Annotated in this window: 13 protein-coding genes and 1 pseudogene; 4 read left to right on the forward strand and 10 right to left on the reverse strand. The window is 32.9% G+C overall.

Annotation, left to right across the window (positions count from 1 at the left end; all coding sequences use genetic code 11):
* Nucleotides 1-22: 22 nt before the first annotated feature.
* The 5 genes from HMPREF9071_RS08525 to HMPREF9071_RS08545 form a co-directional block, all read right to left on the reverse strand.
* A complete protein-coding gene (locus HMPREF9071_RS08525; RefSeq protein WP_009746217.1) occupies nt 23-298 on the reverse strand; it encodes a chaperone modulator CbpM in 276 nt (91 codons plus the stop codon).
* On the reverse strand, nt 282-1,193 hold the full coding sequence (locus tag HMPREF9071_RS08530; RefSeq protein ID WP_009746218.1) for a DnaJ C-terminal domain-containing protein: 912 nt from the start codon (nt 1,191-1,193) through the stop codon (nt 282-284). Before HMPREF9071_RS08530 ends, HMPREF9071_RS08525 begins: the two co-directional genes overlap by 17 nt.
* Nucleotides 1,194-1,326: 133 nt before the next feature.
* A complete protein-coding gene (locus HMPREF9071_RS08535) occupies nt 1,327-2,187 on the reverse strand; it encodes a hypothetical protein (protein ID WP_009746219.1) in 861 nt (286 codons plus the stop codon).
* An 8-nt stretch (nt 2,188-2,195) separates the two neighbouring features.
* Nucleotides 2,196-2,585 carry a biopolymer transporter ExbD gene (locus tag HMPREF9071_RS08540; protein ID WP_009746220.1) on the reverse strand — a complete coding sequence of 130 codons (390 nt, stop codon included), beginning with the start codon at nt 2,583-2,585 and terminating at the stop codon, nt 2,196-2,198.
* A gap of 2 nt (nt 2,586-2,587) precedes the next feature.
* Nucleotides 2,588-3,283 (reverse strand): MotA/TolQ/ExbB proton channel family protein, encoded by a 696-nt coding sequence (locus HMPREF9071_RS08545; protein ID WP_040358082.1) that lies wholly within the window; start codon nt 3,281-3,283, stop codon nt 2,588-2,590.
* 453 nt (nt 3,284-3,736) lie between these two features.
* On the opposite strand from HMPREF9071_RS08545, the pseudogene HMPREF9071_RS12160 reads away from it, so the two are divergent.
* Nucleotides 3,737-3,859, forward strand: a pseudogene (locus tag HMPREF9071_RS12160) (IS982 family transposase); the annotation flags it as partial.
* A 274-nt stretch (nt 3,860-4,133) separates the two neighbouring features.
* Here HMPREF9071_RS12160 and HMPREF9071_RS08550 read toward each other — a convergent pair.
* From HMPREF9071_RS08550 to trpS, 4 genes are all read right to left on the reverse strand, one after another.
* Nucleotides 4,134-5,525: a decarboxylase gene (locus HMPREF9071_RS08550; protein ID WP_009746224.1), complete on the reverse strand. Its 1,392-nt coding sequence runs from the start codon at nt 5,523-5,525 to the stop codon at nt 4,134-4,136.
* 350 nt (nt 5,526-5,875) lie between these two features.
* On the reverse strand, nt 5,876-7,060 hold the full coding sequence (locus tag HMPREF9071_RS08555; protein ID WP_009746226.1) for an OmpA family protein: 1,185 nt from the start codon (nt 7,058-7,060) through the stop codon (nt 5,876-5,878).
* A gap of 139 nt (nt 7,061-7,199) precedes the next feature.
* Complete coding sequence (locus tag HMPREF9071_RS08560) at nt 7,200-9,116, reverse strand: LysM peptidoglycan-binding domain-containing protein (RefSeq protein WP_009746227.1); 1,917 nt, start codon at nt 9,114-9,116, stop codon at nt 7,200-7,202.
* A gap of 15 nt (nt 9,117-9,131) precedes the next feature.
* A complete protein-coding gene (gene trpS / locus HMPREF9071_RS08565) occupies nt 9,132-10,103 on the reverse strand; it encodes a tryptophan--tRNA ligase (RefSeq protein ID WP_040358083.1) in 972 nt (323 codons plus the stop codon).
* 131 nt (nt 10,104-10,234) lie between these two features.
* On the opposite strand from trpS, the gene smpB reads away from it, so the two are divergent.
* The 3 genes from smpB to HMPREF9071_RS08580 all read left to right on the forward strand — a co-directional run bounded on the left by smpB (nt 10,235) and on the right by HMPREF9071_RS08580 (nt 13,767).
* Entirely contained in the window at nt 10,235-10,702 is a 468-nt protein-coding gene (gene smpB / locus HMPREF9071_RS08570) for an SsrA-binding protein SmpB (protein WP_009746229.1), read from the forward strand.
* A gap of 6 nt (nt 10,703-10,708) precedes the next feature.
* A complete protein-coding gene (locus HMPREF9071_RS08575) occupies nt 10,709-11,413 on the forward strand; it encodes a tRNA1(Val) (adenine(37)-N6)-methyltransferase (RefSeq protein WP_009746230.1) in 705 nt (234 codons plus the stop codon).
* A gap of 239 nt (nt 11,414-11,652) precedes the next feature.
* Nucleotides 11,653-13,767 carry a TonB-dependent receptor gene (locus tag HMPREF9071_RS08580; RefSeq protein ID WP_009746231.1) on the forward strand — a complete coding sequence of 705 codons (2,115 nt, stop codon included), beginning with the start codon at nt 11,653-11,655 and terminating at the stop codon, nt 13,765-13,767.
* A 71-nt stretch (nt 13,768-13,838) separates the two neighbouring features.
* On the opposite strand, the gene HMPREF9071_RS08585 is transcribed toward HMPREF9071_RS08580, so the two are convergent.
* On the reverse strand, nt 13,839-15,647 hold the full coding sequence (locus tag HMPREF9071_RS08585) for a lysophospholipid acyltransferase family protein (RefSeq protein ID WP_009746232.1): 1,809 nt from the start codon (nt 15,645-15,647) through the stop codon (nt 13,839-13,841).
* Nucleotides 15,648-15,839 lie beyond the last annotated feature (192 nt).

Below are 15,839 nucleotides of genomic sequence, written 5' to 3' on the forward strand. Positions count from 1 at the left end.
AAGATTTCTTCTATAAAAAATATTACCTTCTCTTTAGTTTTTGATTTTCCTCCTGTAATAAACGAATTTTTTCTAACAGACGATGAATAATTTGCATACTAGGCACATTAATATCAAGATCATAATGCCAATTTACAAAACGTTCAAGAGCAGGTAATTGATCATAATGTACATAAGTAACTCTATCTATCCTCTCTGTTTTTATTAGTCCATTGGACACCAATTCATTGAAAAAAGACGACTTTATTTTATAGAGTCTAATTATCTTTGTTTTTGATATTTTAAGCGGCTGTTCCATTTTCTTGTAATTTTCGTAATTGTTCAAAAAGTTCTTTCTGTTTGTCTGTCAAATTTTTAGGGAGTTCCACACTATATGTAATAAATAAATCTCCAAATGTACCTCCTTTATATACAGGGAAACCTTTCCCCTTTAGACGGACAGTAGTTCCTGGTTGGGTTTCGGACTTTACCTTTAGTTTCACCTTTCCAGAAAGAGTAGCCACTTGTACTTCCCCTCCAAGGATGGCTGTATACATATCAATTGTTACCTTTGTTCTCAGGTCATTTCCTACACGCTCAAAGATAGGATCTGGCAATACCCTAATGGTTATATACAAATCACCATTAGGCCCACCATTTACTCCTTCTCCTCCATAACCTTTAAGTTTTATTTGTTGATTATTTTGAACTCCTGCAGGCAATGTGATTCGAATATTTTTTCCATTAACTGTAAATGTTCTCGGATGGGTAGTTGCAGCTTCTCTAAGAGTTAAAGTGAGTTCTGTTTGCAAATCTTGCCCCTTAAACTTTCCATAAGCTGAGCCATAATTACCTCTGGAAAAACCTGCTTCTTGACCAAATATCTCCTTAAAAAAATCCGAAAAATCACCTGCATTAGTATAGGTAGCTCCTTCAAAACCATCAAAGGGATTTCCTCCTTGTTGTTGGGCTCTTTCAAAAGCTTCACTCTGTTGCCAGTCCTTACCATATTTATCATACTTAGCCCGATTTTTGGGATTCCCTAATACCTCATAAGCTTCATTAATTTGTTTAAATCGTTGCTCTGCTGTTTTATCATTTGGATTCATATCTGGATGATGTATGCGAGCAAGTTGATGGTAAGCCTTTTTTATGTCTTTCGAAGAAGCAGACTTATCTACACCTAATACCTTATAGTAATCAATATATGCCATTTAAGTTTATTATTTTTTATGATGTGACAAATATACTACAATTTATTGAATAAAACTAAATAATTTAGAAACTAATTTTAATATCACTATCTTTAAATACTTCTTATAGAAACTATAGAGACTTCCTATAGAATTATTTTCCTTCTCCTAATTTAAAGTTTATAGCTAGAAAACCTATCTGCGTTTGTGGAGCCTTTTCATCGGAATTAAAACGATAAGTCAATGCTGATTTCTGAGCTGCCTCCAACAGACAAGGAGCATTATTTGTAGTACCTTTTTCTCCTGCCTTAGCCCTAACTACTTTGCCCGTTCTATCCACTTCTATTCGTACAATTACAAAACCCGACTCATTGCACTCTTGTTTCATATTCTTTCCACTTATATATTTACGTCCATTAAGTCCCCATCCCTTTCCTGCTCCTCCCCCTGAACCTTCTCCATTTCCTCCATAAAAGCTATTAGAATAAGGATCTCCTTTCGGATCCCCTTTATAACCTGCAACACCGTCATCTCCTTGATTCCCATTTCCTGTTCCTGTTCTTGGATTTTTTACAGAGGAATTTAATACACTTGATAGAGCATCTGTTGTAGAAGAAGAGGGTCTCTGTTCTGTTTTTTTAGGAGTTGTTTTCTCTGGTTTAGGAGTTTCTCTCTTAGGTTTTTTATTTTCTTTCTTAGGAATTACTACACTTTCTGCATCTGTATCTTGTGTTAGTACTTGTTCAGAAGGTTGTCTCTCAGGTGTATTCTCCACTTCTTGAGGTCTCTCTGTAGGTTGTGAATGAGATACAGCAGGCTCTACAGACTTAGGAGGATTGATTGCTCCCATTCCTTTATTATCTGTTCCAAAAGTAATAGCAATCCCTCCTTCCTCATCAGGAGGGAGCGTATTAGAGGTAGTCATTTTTGCCAATAACAACAATAAAATAACAAGTCCCATAATTATTGAAGTAATGACAAATGATTTTTGCTTATATACTGTATCTAACACCATAATATATCCTATTTAGGGCGAACGGCTAAAATAAGTTTGTATTGATTTTGATTAGCTATATCCATCACTAAAACTGCATTCTCTATAGGAACACTTTCCTCTACACGAAGAATAATTGTCGGATTTTCTACCCCATTTAAAGCTGATTTAAGCTCTGTTTCCATCTCCGATGGAGTTATCACTTTATTATTAATAAAATACTGTAAATCCTTATTAATACTTACAGATACATTCTGTGAACTTGATGATTTTCCATGTGCTTTAGGTAACAACATATCCAATACTTTAGGATTATTGGAAGCAGTAAGCATGAAAAATATCAATAACAGAAATACGATATCTGTCATTGAGGACATACTAAATTCTGGGGATACTTTATTACTTGACTTAATACTCATATCTAAACAGGTTCGTTTAACATATCTAAGAAATCAACTGTAGTAGCTTCAAGCTTTTGAGTTACATTATTAATCCTCATTACCAAATGATTATAAGCCAAATAAGCTACAATTCCAACAATAAGCCCTGCTACAGTAGTAGTCATCGCTGTATAAATACCTCCTGCGAGAATGGTCATATCGGCCTGCCCTCCACTTGTTGCCATTGCATGGAAAGACATCACCATACCTACAACTGTCCCTAAGAAACCTATCATAGGACCTACCCCTGCAAGAGTTGCCAATAGTGATACATTTTTTTCCAATTTGTATACCTCTAAAGAGCCTGCGTTCTCAATAGCTTTACGAATATCATCTATAGGTTTTCCTATTCGTGAAAGACCTTTACTTACCAAACGAGCCACAGGGCTATTATATTGGTAACAAAGGTTCTTAGCAGCGTCTATTCTACCTGAAGAAATATTATCACGAATTACATTCATGAAATTAGTATCTATTCGCTTTGCTGCACCAATAGCAAATGTCCTCTCAAAATAAATATAGAGAGCTGTAGCAAGCATCAAAAACAGAATACCAATAATAATGGTATTAGCCAGTCCTCCATCAAAAATAAGTTGCATAATAGAGAGGCTTTCTTCGTTCATTTCTGTTGTAGGTTGAGTTCCTTCTGTTAGTGGATTTGTTTGTAAAAATAACATACTTATAATTTTATCTGTTTTAAATAGCAAAAGTACATCTTTTCTTATAAAGAAAAATTATTTTTAAATATTTTATCATTTTATCCTACAAACTATAATGATATTAACACTTTATAACAATTCTTTTTCTTTAATCATCCTATACAAAAATTTAACTTTTTTTATCTATGAATACTACTTATTATTTCAGAAAATATTCATACCTTTGCACCGAAATAATAAAGAATATATTTATTCATCGTTTGACAAATTAGTGTAGGTAATTTTTTAGTAAATTGCTTCATGGAAGATAATCTTATAATTGTTTAGTTTTTTCACGAAAGTCCGAGTTACGAAAGTTCTCGGATTTTTTGATTCCTAAACGATATGATATATAAGAATTATATTTTTTAGCCTTTCCCGCCAATACGAAGTTATTAGAGAAGAAAAAACAAAACACCTAATTTAGAAGTAAGTAATCAAAAAAATTATAAACCACAATTTGATCTTTTCAGAAAGAAGCGAAAAAGAATAGAGATTTTATTTTTGCAGTTATGCGACCGATTTATGATAAAACGTAATTATGCTAAATCATTTAGGTGGGCTCAAGTTACTAATATTCATTAAGGTAACTTGCTTCAATTATAGGCTGTTCTCCAGTAATGATATCTAATAAGCTAAAGAGAAATACCTCCAAAAGAAGATGGATATTTTACTAAACAAACTCAAGAAACTGCCAATGAACTATAATCAGCAAAACGAAATATACCAAAAGTCAAAACGAAATATACATTTTTTGAGTAGAGATACTATAGGACAAAGATAATAAAAAGAGGCCATCCTTTTCCGACAGCCTCTTAAAATTCTTCAATTAATACCCTAATATCTTGAGCATCTCTTCTGCCTTTTGTTGCTCCATAAAAAGTCTAGAGATAATTTCACCATTTTTATTCTTATCAATAAGCACTATCTTAGGCTGAGGTATCAAACAATGCTGTAATCCCCCCACCCCACCAATAGAATCTTGATAGGCTCCTGTATTGAAAAATCCTATATATAAGGGTTTATTTCTATTATACTTAGGTAAATAAATTGCATTCATATTTTGTTCACTATTATAATAATCATCTCCATCACAAGTAAGTCCTCCCAAGAATACCCGTTCATACTCATCATTCCAACGATTAATCGGAAGCAATACAAAGCGCTTATTTATAGCCCATGTATCAGGTAAAGTTGTAATGAAAGATGAATTTATCATATTCCATTTCTCACGGTCATTTTGCTGTTTTTGGTACATAATCTCATAAATAGCTCCGCCTGCTTCTCCTACTGTAAAACTGCCAAATTCTGTAAAAATATTAGGGACAGGTACTTTCTCTTGATCGCAAGCTATCTTTATCTGACGAATTATCTCGTCTACCATATAAGCATAATCATATTCAAATGCTAAAGAAGTTTTTATGGGAAATCCTCCTCCTATATTAAGACTATCTAATTCAGGAGCTACTTTCTTCAACTGAATATACACTTTCAAGCACTTAAGGAGCTCATTCCAATAATAAGCATTATCTTTTATCCCTGTATTAATAAAGAAATGTAACATTTTAAGTGACACCTTCTTGTTATCTTTTAATTCTTTATTATAAAAGGGGACTATATTCTTATATCCAATTCCTAATCGGCTGGTATAAAACTCTGAACGAGGATCTTCCTCTGAAGCTATACGAATTCCTATATTATATTTTCCTTTTATCTTCTGGTCAAAAAGATTTATTTCTTCATAATTATCAATAATAGGTATACATCTATCGTAACCTCTATTAATTAAATCTGCTATTCCATCTATATATGCATCTCTTTTAAAACCATTACAAAGAATATAATTTTCCTTATTTAGAAATCCTTCTTTTATTAAATTATTAATAATATCAATATCAAACGCTGAAGAAGTCTCCATGTGGATGTCATTCTTTAGAGCTTCTACCATTACATGTTTGAAATGAGAACTCTTAGTACAATAACAATAATTATAATCTCCTTTGTACTTGTGTTTTTTAATAGCCTTTTCAAACCAGCGTTTGGCTCGTTGAATATTTTCTGAAATTTTTGGCAGATACATGAACTTCAATGGAGCACCATATTGGCGAACTAGTTCCATTAGGTCAATATTATGGAAGCGAAGTTCATCCCCTTCTAAAGTAAATTCCTCTTGAGGAAAATAGTAAGTTTGATCTATCAGATCTATATATTTATTTTTCATTTTATTTACATATTTATTTTATTGATAAGATAGTTTAGAATAAATAGAAAATAAAATTCAAATTCTTAAAGGAGAATATTTATTATTTGATCTTTGAAGTATATTTTTTGTGTTTAAAATATAGAAAAAGAAAGATTCTCTACCTCCTAAGTAAGGTAAAGAAAATCTTATAGAAAAAGAAATTGAGGGAGGCTCAATAAGTTTTTTCATTGATTATTAATAAATTGTAAAAATAAATTAGTTGAAAAATCAATGGGCAAATATAATACTTTTCTACAAAAATGGAAAATTTTTTTCATAAAAAAAAAACCCTCCCAAGAGGGAAGGTTTTCAAAGATTTTCCTTTTAAATTATTTTAATTCAAAAGTTACTCTACGTGCCAATTGGCGAGCATTAGGAGCTTTCACATTAACTGTCTTGTCTTCTCCTTTTCCTTCGAAAGAAAGTCTAGATGCATCTATACCTCTATCCACTAACAATTGTTTTATAGCTTCAGCACGCTTGTTAGAAAGTTTTTGGTTATAGTTTTCTCCACCAATTTCATCAGCATATCCTACAATATTCACACTAGATCCTGAATTTTGTTTCAAGTAATTAGCTACGAAATCTGCTGCCCACAAAGAAGATTTTTGTGGTTTTGAAGAATTGAAATCGAAGTATACATTAATATATCCTTTTTCAATAAGATCACGAGCTGTATCACCTGTAGCATAATTTTGGGCATTAGCTGAGTTTCCATATTTTTCATTAAGATAGTTTTCAATTTCATCAGGAATACGATTTCCATTGGTATCTATCATTCTATCTTCTTTTTCATCTAATTTCTTAGCTAAAGAAGCCACATCACTTTCAGCCTTTGCGATACGTTCTTCAGCAGCTTGAAGCTTTCTTTCAAGCTCTTTGCCTTCACTATACCAGTCAGCATGGATCATGTGTCGTCCTAAAGCTATTTGAAGACCAACTGTACCTGTAAAATTAACTCCCTTAAATCCAGAGTGGGATACATTGCTTAATCCATCAAAGGTTCTATTTTGTTTTGCATACCAATAAAAAGAACCATCAATTAATAAGGAAATACGGTTACTAAGACGCACTTGTGGAGTAAGACCTAAAGTTACAAAAGCTAAGTTATCTGGATCATCAAAGTTCTTACCACTTAACTGTCCATAACCTACCCCAGTGTGAAGTAATAAGCCAATATCGCGTGTCCAATCTTCAAATGAAAGTACACGACCAACATTAGCTACTCCTTGTAAGTTAATATTCCAAATATTGGAATCAAACTTAGGAGAGTCATCACTTTCTACAAATTTATCATAACCTCCTCCTAATCGCAAACCAAACTTATTATTGAACATATAACGAACTCCTCCGTTAACTGTCCAAAAGTTAGGTGTCTCTGTCGAATACCCTGATGTAAATTCTCGAGCAGGTTTATTTACTCCTCCATTTACATCTATCGACCATTTGTTGTATTCTTGAGCATTTGCACCCAAGGCTACAAAAGCTGTCAAAGCTAAAATTTGCTTTCTCATAAATGTGATTTTAAAATAAAATTCTTAATTAAATTTCATCAAACGTGGGGCAAAGGTAAAACATTTTTTTTTCCTACCAAAAATATTTTTATCTTTTTATCCTACCTCTATTCTATTTTATGATTTTTTAGTTGTTCATTTAGTAAATTTCATTTACTTGCAAATCCTCATAACGAAGGATATAAACTCCTTGATTTTCATATCCTCCCCCTCTGTGAGAGGTTTTCATATATTGAAATTTATTTTCCTGATAAGATGTTTCCCCTATATTTGCTTCTTTTATAAAGTTCCCTTCTATACTTGTTCGTAGAACCGCATCCATAGTAAGATCAAATCCCCGGAAGGCATATTTACTTGGAGAAATTTTATATGTTTTATAATATTTTCTTATAAAAGGATTTGTCTCTCCTGCATATCTATTAGCTGCCGGATAAGTAAATTTCAAAGCTGAAAGTTGTGTATTTGAAATACTATTATGGTCATAAGCATCTCCTTTATCCAAGGTCGCCATGATAATGTTATAATTCTTATTCTTTCCTGAGATTCCTGCTATATTATATAAAATTCGTATAGCGTCCGAAAGGAACACAACATCATCAGAGGAAACAAACACAATATTCGTTGCTTCCTTTACCAATGCTTTCTGTACTGCTTGAATATTATCTACATTTTTAGCTCGCCCAAAAGAGGATAAGAGCTTCTCATTCATATCTTTACTTTTAGCATCAGAAAGTAATACTATATTGGCATCAGGATATTTTTGATTTACAAAGCTAATCATACTATTTTGCTGCACTTCTATCGTAGGCACTGTCTGAAATACATTAGGTCTTAATTCTATATTCTTATTAGAAAGAGGTGCCAATATAGCTGTATTATCTGTAGAGATTCCTTCAGACAAAGCATTAAAAGCAGAAGGAGAAAAAGGCCCTATAATTACCTGTGAATTCTTTAAAGCCTCACTGGATAAAATTGCCTTTACTCCTTGGGGATTCCCATTACTATCATACACATTCACTGTAAGAGAGAATCCCATTTTTTGTAAAGAATCCAAAGCAATAAGTGCTCCAGAATAGAAATCAGAAGCAATAGCAGTAATTTTTTCTTTTTGTAATTTTATTTTAATATCTGCTACATTCCCCGCTTGAATATTATTCACTCGGAAAGGTAATACAAAAGAAATTGTTTTAGCATTAGCCGGATGCATTCCTGATCTTATTTTAGGATTTGCATCAACGGCATTAGATATTCCTTCCTGTGAAACTCCTCCTAAAGTAGCTACATAATCCATGAAATTATTTTTAGGTATCCATATTTGTGCCTCCAATTTTATTCCATCTTTAAGTTCTGGATTAAGTTTTTCTAATTCCTTTTGAGAAAGTCCAAATTTACGCTCTAAACTCATAAATCCTTCCCCTTTTTCCACTTGATAAAGTACTAAAGATTTATTATCATTTCCTATTTCAGGAGTTCCTGTCTTTCCTGCGGGCACCCATATCTCAGTCCCCTCTTTCAAAGGATTAGGCATGTTAGGATTTAATTTTTCCAAAGTCTCTTGACTAATCCCATAATTCTGAGCAATACGCCACTTGCCCTCTCCTGGCTTTACAATATATTTAGTTAATCCCTCTTTACCTTTGGTGATTTCCTTAGGAGCTTCCCTGTAGAGAGGGATAGTAAGTTCTTGTCCTTTACGAAGTTCTTTCTTATAAAGAACAATATTATAACGTCTCAAATCATCTTGTGAAATACTATACTTTTGAGCAAGCCCATAAAGTGTTTCTCCCTCCTTTACCGTATGTATCTCAAACCCTGTAGGTTGTTTCTTATTAAAATAACTTACTTCATTACCTGGAATCACAAGAAGCATCCCTTTCTGTAATCCTTTTTCCAGAGAAGGGTTTAATGATTTTATATCATTAGGGGATACTCTGAAAATCTTAGCAATTGTTTCTAAAGTATCTCCATCCTTTACTGTATAGCTATTGTGTTGTTTGGGTTGTGACCAAATCGAAAAGCTTATACCAAGACATAATAATAGTAATATTTTTTTCATTTCCTGTTTTTTTATTTATAAATACCCTAATTTTTTACGTACTCTTATTAAAGTTTCTTCAGCAATGATAGATGCCTTATTAGCTCCTTCTTTCAAAATATCATCTACCTCCGAAAGGTGTTGCATATAGTAAGCAAATTTTTCTCTCGGATGAGAGAATCTCTCCAATATAAGCTCATATAAAGCTGTTTTTGCATGTCCAAATCCATAATTTCCTCCCTTATAATTAACTTCCATTTGCTTAATTTGTTCCGAGGAAGCTAATAACCTATATAAGGCAAATACATTACAAGTATCTGGATTTTTAGGCGCTTCTAATGGAGTACTATCTGTTTGAATTGACATTATTTGCTTTTTAAGTTCTTTTTCTGGTAAGAAAATATTAATGAAATTACGTCGTGATTTACTCATTTTCTCACCATCAGTTCCTGGAATAATCATAATATCCTCCCTAACACTTTCTTTAGGAAGGACAAACGTTTCTCCCATCTGATAATTGAAACGTCCTGCCACATCCCGAGCAAACTCAATATGTTGAAGTTGATCCTTTCCTACAGGAACAATCTGAGCATCATAAAGTAGTATATCTGCTGCCATAAGCATTGGATAGGTAAATAGACCTGTATTAACATCTTCCAAACGATCTGCTTTATCCTTAAAAGAATGTGCCAAAGTAAGCCTCTGATAAGGGAAAAAACACTCTAAATACCACGCTAATTCGGCTGTTTGGGGAACATCACTCTGCCTATAAAAAGTAACTCGGTGATAATCAAGACCAAAAGATAGCCAGGTAGCAGCCACTTCATAAGTATTTTGTCGAAGAAGAGCCCCATCCTTTATTTGTGTAAGTGAATGAAGATCTGCAATGAAAAAGAATGAATCATTTTTGGGATTCTCTGCCATTTGTAAGGCTGGAAGAATTGCCCCCAACAAATTTCCTAAATGTGGAGTTCCTGTGCTCTGTATGCCTGTAAGTACACGTGCCATAATTGTTATTCCTAATAATATTTCCTTATAAGGCACAAAAGTACAATTTTTAATTTACATAGAAGCTTTTTTACATAAAAATAACGTATCTTTGCACCTTCCGTTAGACAAATCATTTTATCTATTTAGCTATGCAAAATAACAATATAAATATCCAAAACAAACGGGCTCATTTTGAATATGAGATTTTAGATAAGTATATCGCTGGCATTGTTCTTAAAGGGACTGAAATCAAATCTATTCGATTAGGAAAGGCTTCCATTGTAGAAAGTTTCTGTGAATTCAATGAAAAGGAAGAGCTTTTTGTAATCAATATGACTATTGAAGAATATGCTTGGGGAACCTATTACAATCACAAACCTAAAAGTGAACGAAAATTACTCTTAAAAAAACAAGAACTTAGAAAGCTCCACAAAGAGGTTAAGAATACAGGTCTTACTATAGTGCCCTTAAGAATTTTCATACAAGAGAAAGGGTTGGCTAAAATGGAAATTGCTTTAGTAAGAGGTAAGAAGCTATATGATAAACGAGAAACTATTAAAGAAAGGGATAATAAGCGGCAATTAGATCGCATAAAAAAGGATTTTAAACAAATTTAAAGAAGAATGTTTCAGTTCAAACAATTTTCCGTCAAACAAGAATATTCCGCTATGAAAATTGGGACAGATAGCGTTCTTCTTGGAGCTTGGGCTGCTTCAAATAACCCTCAAAGAATTTTAGATATAGGAGCCGGAACAGGTATTCTTTCTCTTATGATGGCACAAAGATTTCCTACTGCTTGTATTCATGCTATAGAAATAACCCCTGAAGCCACTCAAGAATGTAGAGAGAATATATCTTTATCACCTTGGAAGGACAGAATTTCAGTTTATCAAGAGGATATACGTATTTTCTCAAAAGTAGATAAGCACAAGTATGATCTTATTATAAGCAACCCTCCTTTTTTCACTGAAAAAGTATTATCTCCAAATTTTCAACGCTCTCTTTCTCGTTCAAACTTGGAACTTCCTTTTGAGGAACTCCTCTATTGTGTATCACAATTACTCTCTCCTATAGGAACATTTGCCGTAATTATTCCTTACAAAGAAGAATCCGTTTTTAAACAATTGGCTCAAAAAGATAATCTATACCCCTCTGATATACTTCATGTTAAAGGGAACATAAATACTCCTATTAAGCGTAGTCTACTCCTCTTCTCTTTTGAACAGAAGATAAATCCACTTATTAAAGTCCTCACTATTGAAAAAGAACGACACTTATATACAAAGGAGTATCAAGAACTTACCAAAAATTTCTATTTAAAATTCTAAAAATACTCCTAAATACTTTCTCCATCTTAAAAAAAATCGTAATTTTGCAGTATCTCAAAGGGGTGCTGTAAAAAGCTGAGATTATACCCATAGAACTTAGGCTGGTAATGCAGTCAAAGGAAAAATAAAGTCTAATTACTATAATTGGTGGCTTATTTTTGCATCTGGGTAGCAAAGATAAGCCTTTTTATTTAACAAACAAATAACAGCCTCTTTTATTTGTAAAAAATATTTTTACAATGAAAAATGTATTGTTATGTGGAACAATGATGTTTTCTCTTCACTTATTTGCTCAAGAGACTTCCACTAGCAAAGATTCCCTTAGAGAGAATCCTATCCAACTTGATGCTGTAGTCATCCAAGGTATTCGTGCAAAAGAGAGTACTCCTATGAGTTTCTCCAATGTATCCAAAAAAGAAATTCAACAAAAGAATTCTGGACAGCAACTCCCCATCCTTCTAGAAGGACTCCCTAATATAGTCTCTTATTCTGAAGACGGAGCAGGATATGGTGCCACAGCGTTATTCATTCGAGGAAATGACTTATATCGTACTAATGTAACTATTAATGGAATTCCTTATAATGATTCAGAATCACAAGGAGTTTTTTGGTATAATCTCTCTGATTTTGCCTCTTCCGCCGAGAGTATCCAAGTACAACGTGGTGTGGGAACTTCTACTAATGGTGCTGCTGCCTTTGGTGCAAGCCTTAATGTACTTACAGAAGGACTTTCTGAAAAACCCTATGGAGAAATTGCTAACTATTTTGGAGCATATACTACTCATAAACATTCTGTAAAGCTATCTACAGGGAAACTTAATGATCATTTCGAAATTTCTGGACGTTTTTCCAAAATCAACTCTAATGGTTATATTGATAGAGCATCCTCTGACCTAAAATCCTATTTCTTACAAGGAGCTTATTCTGATGATAGAACTCTTATTAAAGGACTTATTTTTGGTGGTAAGGAAAAAACTTATCTTACCTACAAAGGTATCAGTGCTGAACAATTAGAAAAAGATAGAAGATATAATCCTGCTGGAAAATATACTATCAATGGGAAAACTTATTTCTATGATAATGAAACCGATAATTACCAGCAAGACCATTCCCAATTACATTGGAGTGAAAAATGGGGAAATTTCTGGTATACTAACCTTTCTTTCCACTATACTAAAGGACGAGGTTATTGGGAACAGATGGATAATTGGGGTGATACAAAAGGTAATTTCGTTATACGTTATCAATTAGATAATGATTTCTATGGGACAACTTTCTCTATTAATTACCGCAAACAAACAATAGACTTCACTTTAGGTGGAGCAGGAAACGTATACGAAGGCAGGCATTATGATGAAATTATCTGGACACAAAATGCAGTTGCCTCATACAAAGAGATTCCTTCTCCTGTTGTATATGGCAACAAAAAAGAAGGTTCTGCTTTCGCAAAACTCTCTTGGCAAGTCTCTCCAAGAATAAATCTTTTTGGAGATATTCAATATAGATATGTTAACTTTAAATCTACTATCAAAAGAATAGATATAGATGAAAGTGTTCCTATGATTAATCCCAAAGCAGGTATTAGTTATCACATGAATTCAAAGAACAAATTCTTCTTTTCTTTTGCTTATGCTACTAAAGAGCCTAACAGAAGTGATTATAAAGAATATGCTGGAAACATCTCTAATGGAGCAGAACTTCCTAAAGAAGAAAAAGTAAATGATTTTGAATTAGGGTGGAGATATATTGCTGAAAAGATAAAAATAAATACTTCCTTATACTACATGCAATACAAAGACCAATTAGTACTCACCGGTGATATTAGCAATACAGGATACTCTCTAAGAAAAAACAGTGGAAAGAGCTATCGCACAGGAATAGAAATAGATGCTAACATTACTCTTAGCCCAAAATGGGTATGGAATCCCAACATATCCTATAGTAAAAATAAAAATATTGATTATACAATTAAGGATCCCAACAATCCTACTAAAAAAATTAACTTGGGCAATACAGATATATCCTTTTCTCCTAATTGGGTAATAGGAAATACTTTTACATTTATTCCTATTGAAAACCTACAAATGAGCCTGAATTCTAAATATATAGGAGAAAGATATCTAACCAATGAGAATGAAGATAATGCTAAGTTAGAGGACTTCTTTATTCATTCCTTAAATATTTCTTATGAGATATTCCCCAGAAAGGTATTTAAATCTGTACTCTTTTCTATTACTGGAAATAACTTGCTAAACAGGAAGTATGTTTCCCATGGAAGATATAAAAAAGGTACCCCTTTATATTTTCCTGCTGCAGAAGCCAATGGAATAGTTGGGGTAGTTCTCTCTTTCTAATTACTAAAATGTATTCCAACTAAGTTTATTCCTTATCAATAGAGGCTACCCTTTTGGGACAGCCTCTTTTTTTAAAATTCTCCTCGTTCTAATTGAGATTGGAATTCCTCTATAGCTGGCTTAATAGTGCTCTCCGGGAGATCATCTATCCTAATATACATAAGTCCATCTACAGCATTATTAAAGAGAGGGTCTACATTGAAAGCAATTACCTTTGCATTTTGCTTAATATATTTCTTAATCAACACAGGCAAACGTAAGTTTCCTGGCTCTAATTCATCAATAATTTTATCAAACTTATTTAAATCAGATTGTGTTTCATCAAATATAAAATCCTTATCGGCGTCCTTGAGCTTTACTTTATACTCTTTTTTAGGCTTTACATATTGAGCAATATATGGGTCATAGTAATTGGATTTCATAAATTCAATCATAAGTGATTTGGAGAAATCCGAGAACTGATTACTTATACTCACCCCTCCTAACAAATACTTATGTTCAGGGAAATGTAAGGTAGTTAATGCAATTCCCTTCCAAAGCAAAAACAAGGGCATAGGTTTCTGTTGATATTCACTTACCACAAAAGCACGCCCCATTTCTATTGTTTGTCGCATCATTGTATAAAGTTCTGGTTCGAAGCGAAACAAACTATGAGTATAGAATCCATTAATGCCATATAAATCAAAAAAATCACTCCCAAGCCCCATACGATAGGCTCCTATTATGCGCTTAGTATCACTTTCCCAAAGGAAAAGATGGCGATAGTAAGTATCATATTCATCCAAATCAATAGAGAGATTTGTTCCCTCACCTACTTCACGAAATGTCAGTTCCCTTAGCCTACCTATCTCATGAAGAATATTTGGAATATCCTCTGCTTTCGCTAGGAAAATCTCATATTCCTTATGTTGTAAAAGACGTGTTACTTTCTTGGCTCTCAAGGCATTTATCTCTTCTTCTAAGACTTCAGGAGGAGTTGCTGGGGCTATTTCTTGTGGATCTTTATCAGCATCTTTACTTACTCTTATCATAGAAGCAAAAGACTTGAAATGTTTCTTTTGCTCATAAGTATTAGAAAGTAAGTAAGTTTTTCTACGAAGAAAGTTAGAAAATTCATATAAATCTTCTATTTCATCCTGTGTTTTTGGTGATATAGGACGACCAATGCGTATTCCTATAGTCTTATTCTTTTGAGAAAGAAGTTCAGAAGGAAGCTTTGCAGTACGCAAAGTATCACTTTGTTTAGCTAATTGGTAGAATAAAGGGCTATTTTTTGCATGAAAATAAATAGGAATAACGGGGACATTTGCTTTCTTAATAAGCTTAATGGCAGACTTATCCCATGTTTTATCTACATAAATATTACCACTGGGTTGTGTAGAGACTTCTCCTGCAGGAAACATACCTAAAGGTTTTCCCTCTTTCAGATGTTCTATAGATTGTTTGAATCCCATTAAACTTGAAGAAACTTCTTTGTGATTTTCAAAGGGATTTACCTGAATAATATAAGGCGCCAATGGTTTTATCTTAGTGAGTAAAAAGTTAGCCATCACCTTATAATCGGGACGTTGCTCTATTAGTATTTTTAGTAGTAAAATTCCATCTAACCCACCTAAAGGATGATTGGATATAGTAATAAAAGCTCCTTCTTTAGGAATTTTTCGTAAATCATCCTCAGGAATTTCATAATGTACCTTAAACTCCTTCAATAAAGTATTAAGGAATTCCAATCCTTGAAGATCCTTATTTTTATCATATATCTTATTCAAAGGAGCCAAACGCAATAAATGTAAAAGGCCCCAACCTATGGAAGTCCCTATAAATCCTAATTTATCTAACTTGATAACCTTTGCCAGTTCCTTTGCTGTGATTAAACTCATAAGTTATTGTAAATCATTATATAATTTTGCAAGATAAAGCTTCTTCTCCTTTTCAGAAATAACACTTTTTCAAAATGCAAATATAAGACTTTTTTTTCTAAAAAATAGTTATAGCTTTCAATTTTATAAACAAAAAGATACACTCTTACATAATACTTGCAGGAGTGCATCTTAATTAAGTTCAAAAAATAA

The organism is Capnocytophaga sp. oral taxon 338 str. F0234 (assembly GCF_000192225.1).
Lineage (GTDB): Bacteria > Bacteroidota > Bacteroidia > Flavobacteriales > Flavobacteriaceae > Capnocytophaga.

Bases quoted from the DNA above. Each gene is read 5' to 3' on its own strand.
- HMPREF9071_RS08525 (WP_009746217.1), bottom strand. From the start codon at position 298: ATGGAACAGCCGCTTAAAATATCAAAAACAAAGATAATTAGACTCTAT.
- trpS (WP_040358083.1), bottom strand. From the start codon at position 10,103: ATGGCACGTGTACTTACAGGCATACAGAGCACAGGAACTCCACATTTA.
- HMPREF9071_RS08540 (WP_009746220.1), bottom strand. From the start codon at position 2,585: ATGAGTATTAAGTCAAGTAATAAAGTATCCCCAGAATTTAGTATGTCC.
- HMPREF9071_RS08545 (WP_040358082.1), bottom strand. From the start codon at position 3,283: ATGTTATTTTTACAAACAAATCCACTAACAGAAGGAACTCAACCTACA.
- HMPREF9071_RS08585 (WP_009746232.1), bottom strand. From the start codon at position 15,647: ATGAGTTTAATCACAGCAAAGGAACTGGCAAAGGTTATCAAGTTAGAT.
- HMPREF9071_RS08555 (WP_009746226.1), bottom strand. From the start codon at position 7,060: ATGAGAAAGCAAATTTTAGCTTTGACAGCTTTTGTAGCCTTGGGTGCA.
- smpB (WP_009746229.1), top strand. From the start codon at position 10,235: ATGCAAAATAACAATATAAATATCCAAAACAAACGGGCTCATTTTGAA.
- HMPREF9071_RS08580 (WP_009746231.1), top strand. From the start codon at position 11,653: ATGAAAAATGTATTGTTATGTGGAACAATGATGTTTTCTCTTCACTTA.
- HMPREF9071_RS08550 (WP_009746224.1), bottom strand. From the start codon at position 5,525: ATGAAAAATAAATATATAGATCTGATAGATCAAACTTACTATTTTCCT.
- HMPREF9071_RS08560 (WP_009746227.1), bottom strand. From the start codon at position 9,116: ATGAAAAAAATATTACTATTATTATGTCTTGGTATAAGCTTTTCGATT.
- HMPREF9071_RS08530 (WP_009746218.1), bottom strand. From the start codon at position 1,193: ATGGCATATATTGATTACTATAAGGTATTAGGTGTAGATAAGTCTGCT.
- HMPREF9071_RS08575 (WP_009746230.1), top strand. From the start codon at position 10,709: ATGTTTCAGTTCAAACAATTTTCCGTCAAACAAGAATATTCCGCTATG.
- HMPREF9071_RS08535 (WP_009746219.1), bottom strand. From the start codon at position 2,187: ATGGTGTTAGATACAGTATATAAGCAAAAATCATTTGTCATTACTTCA.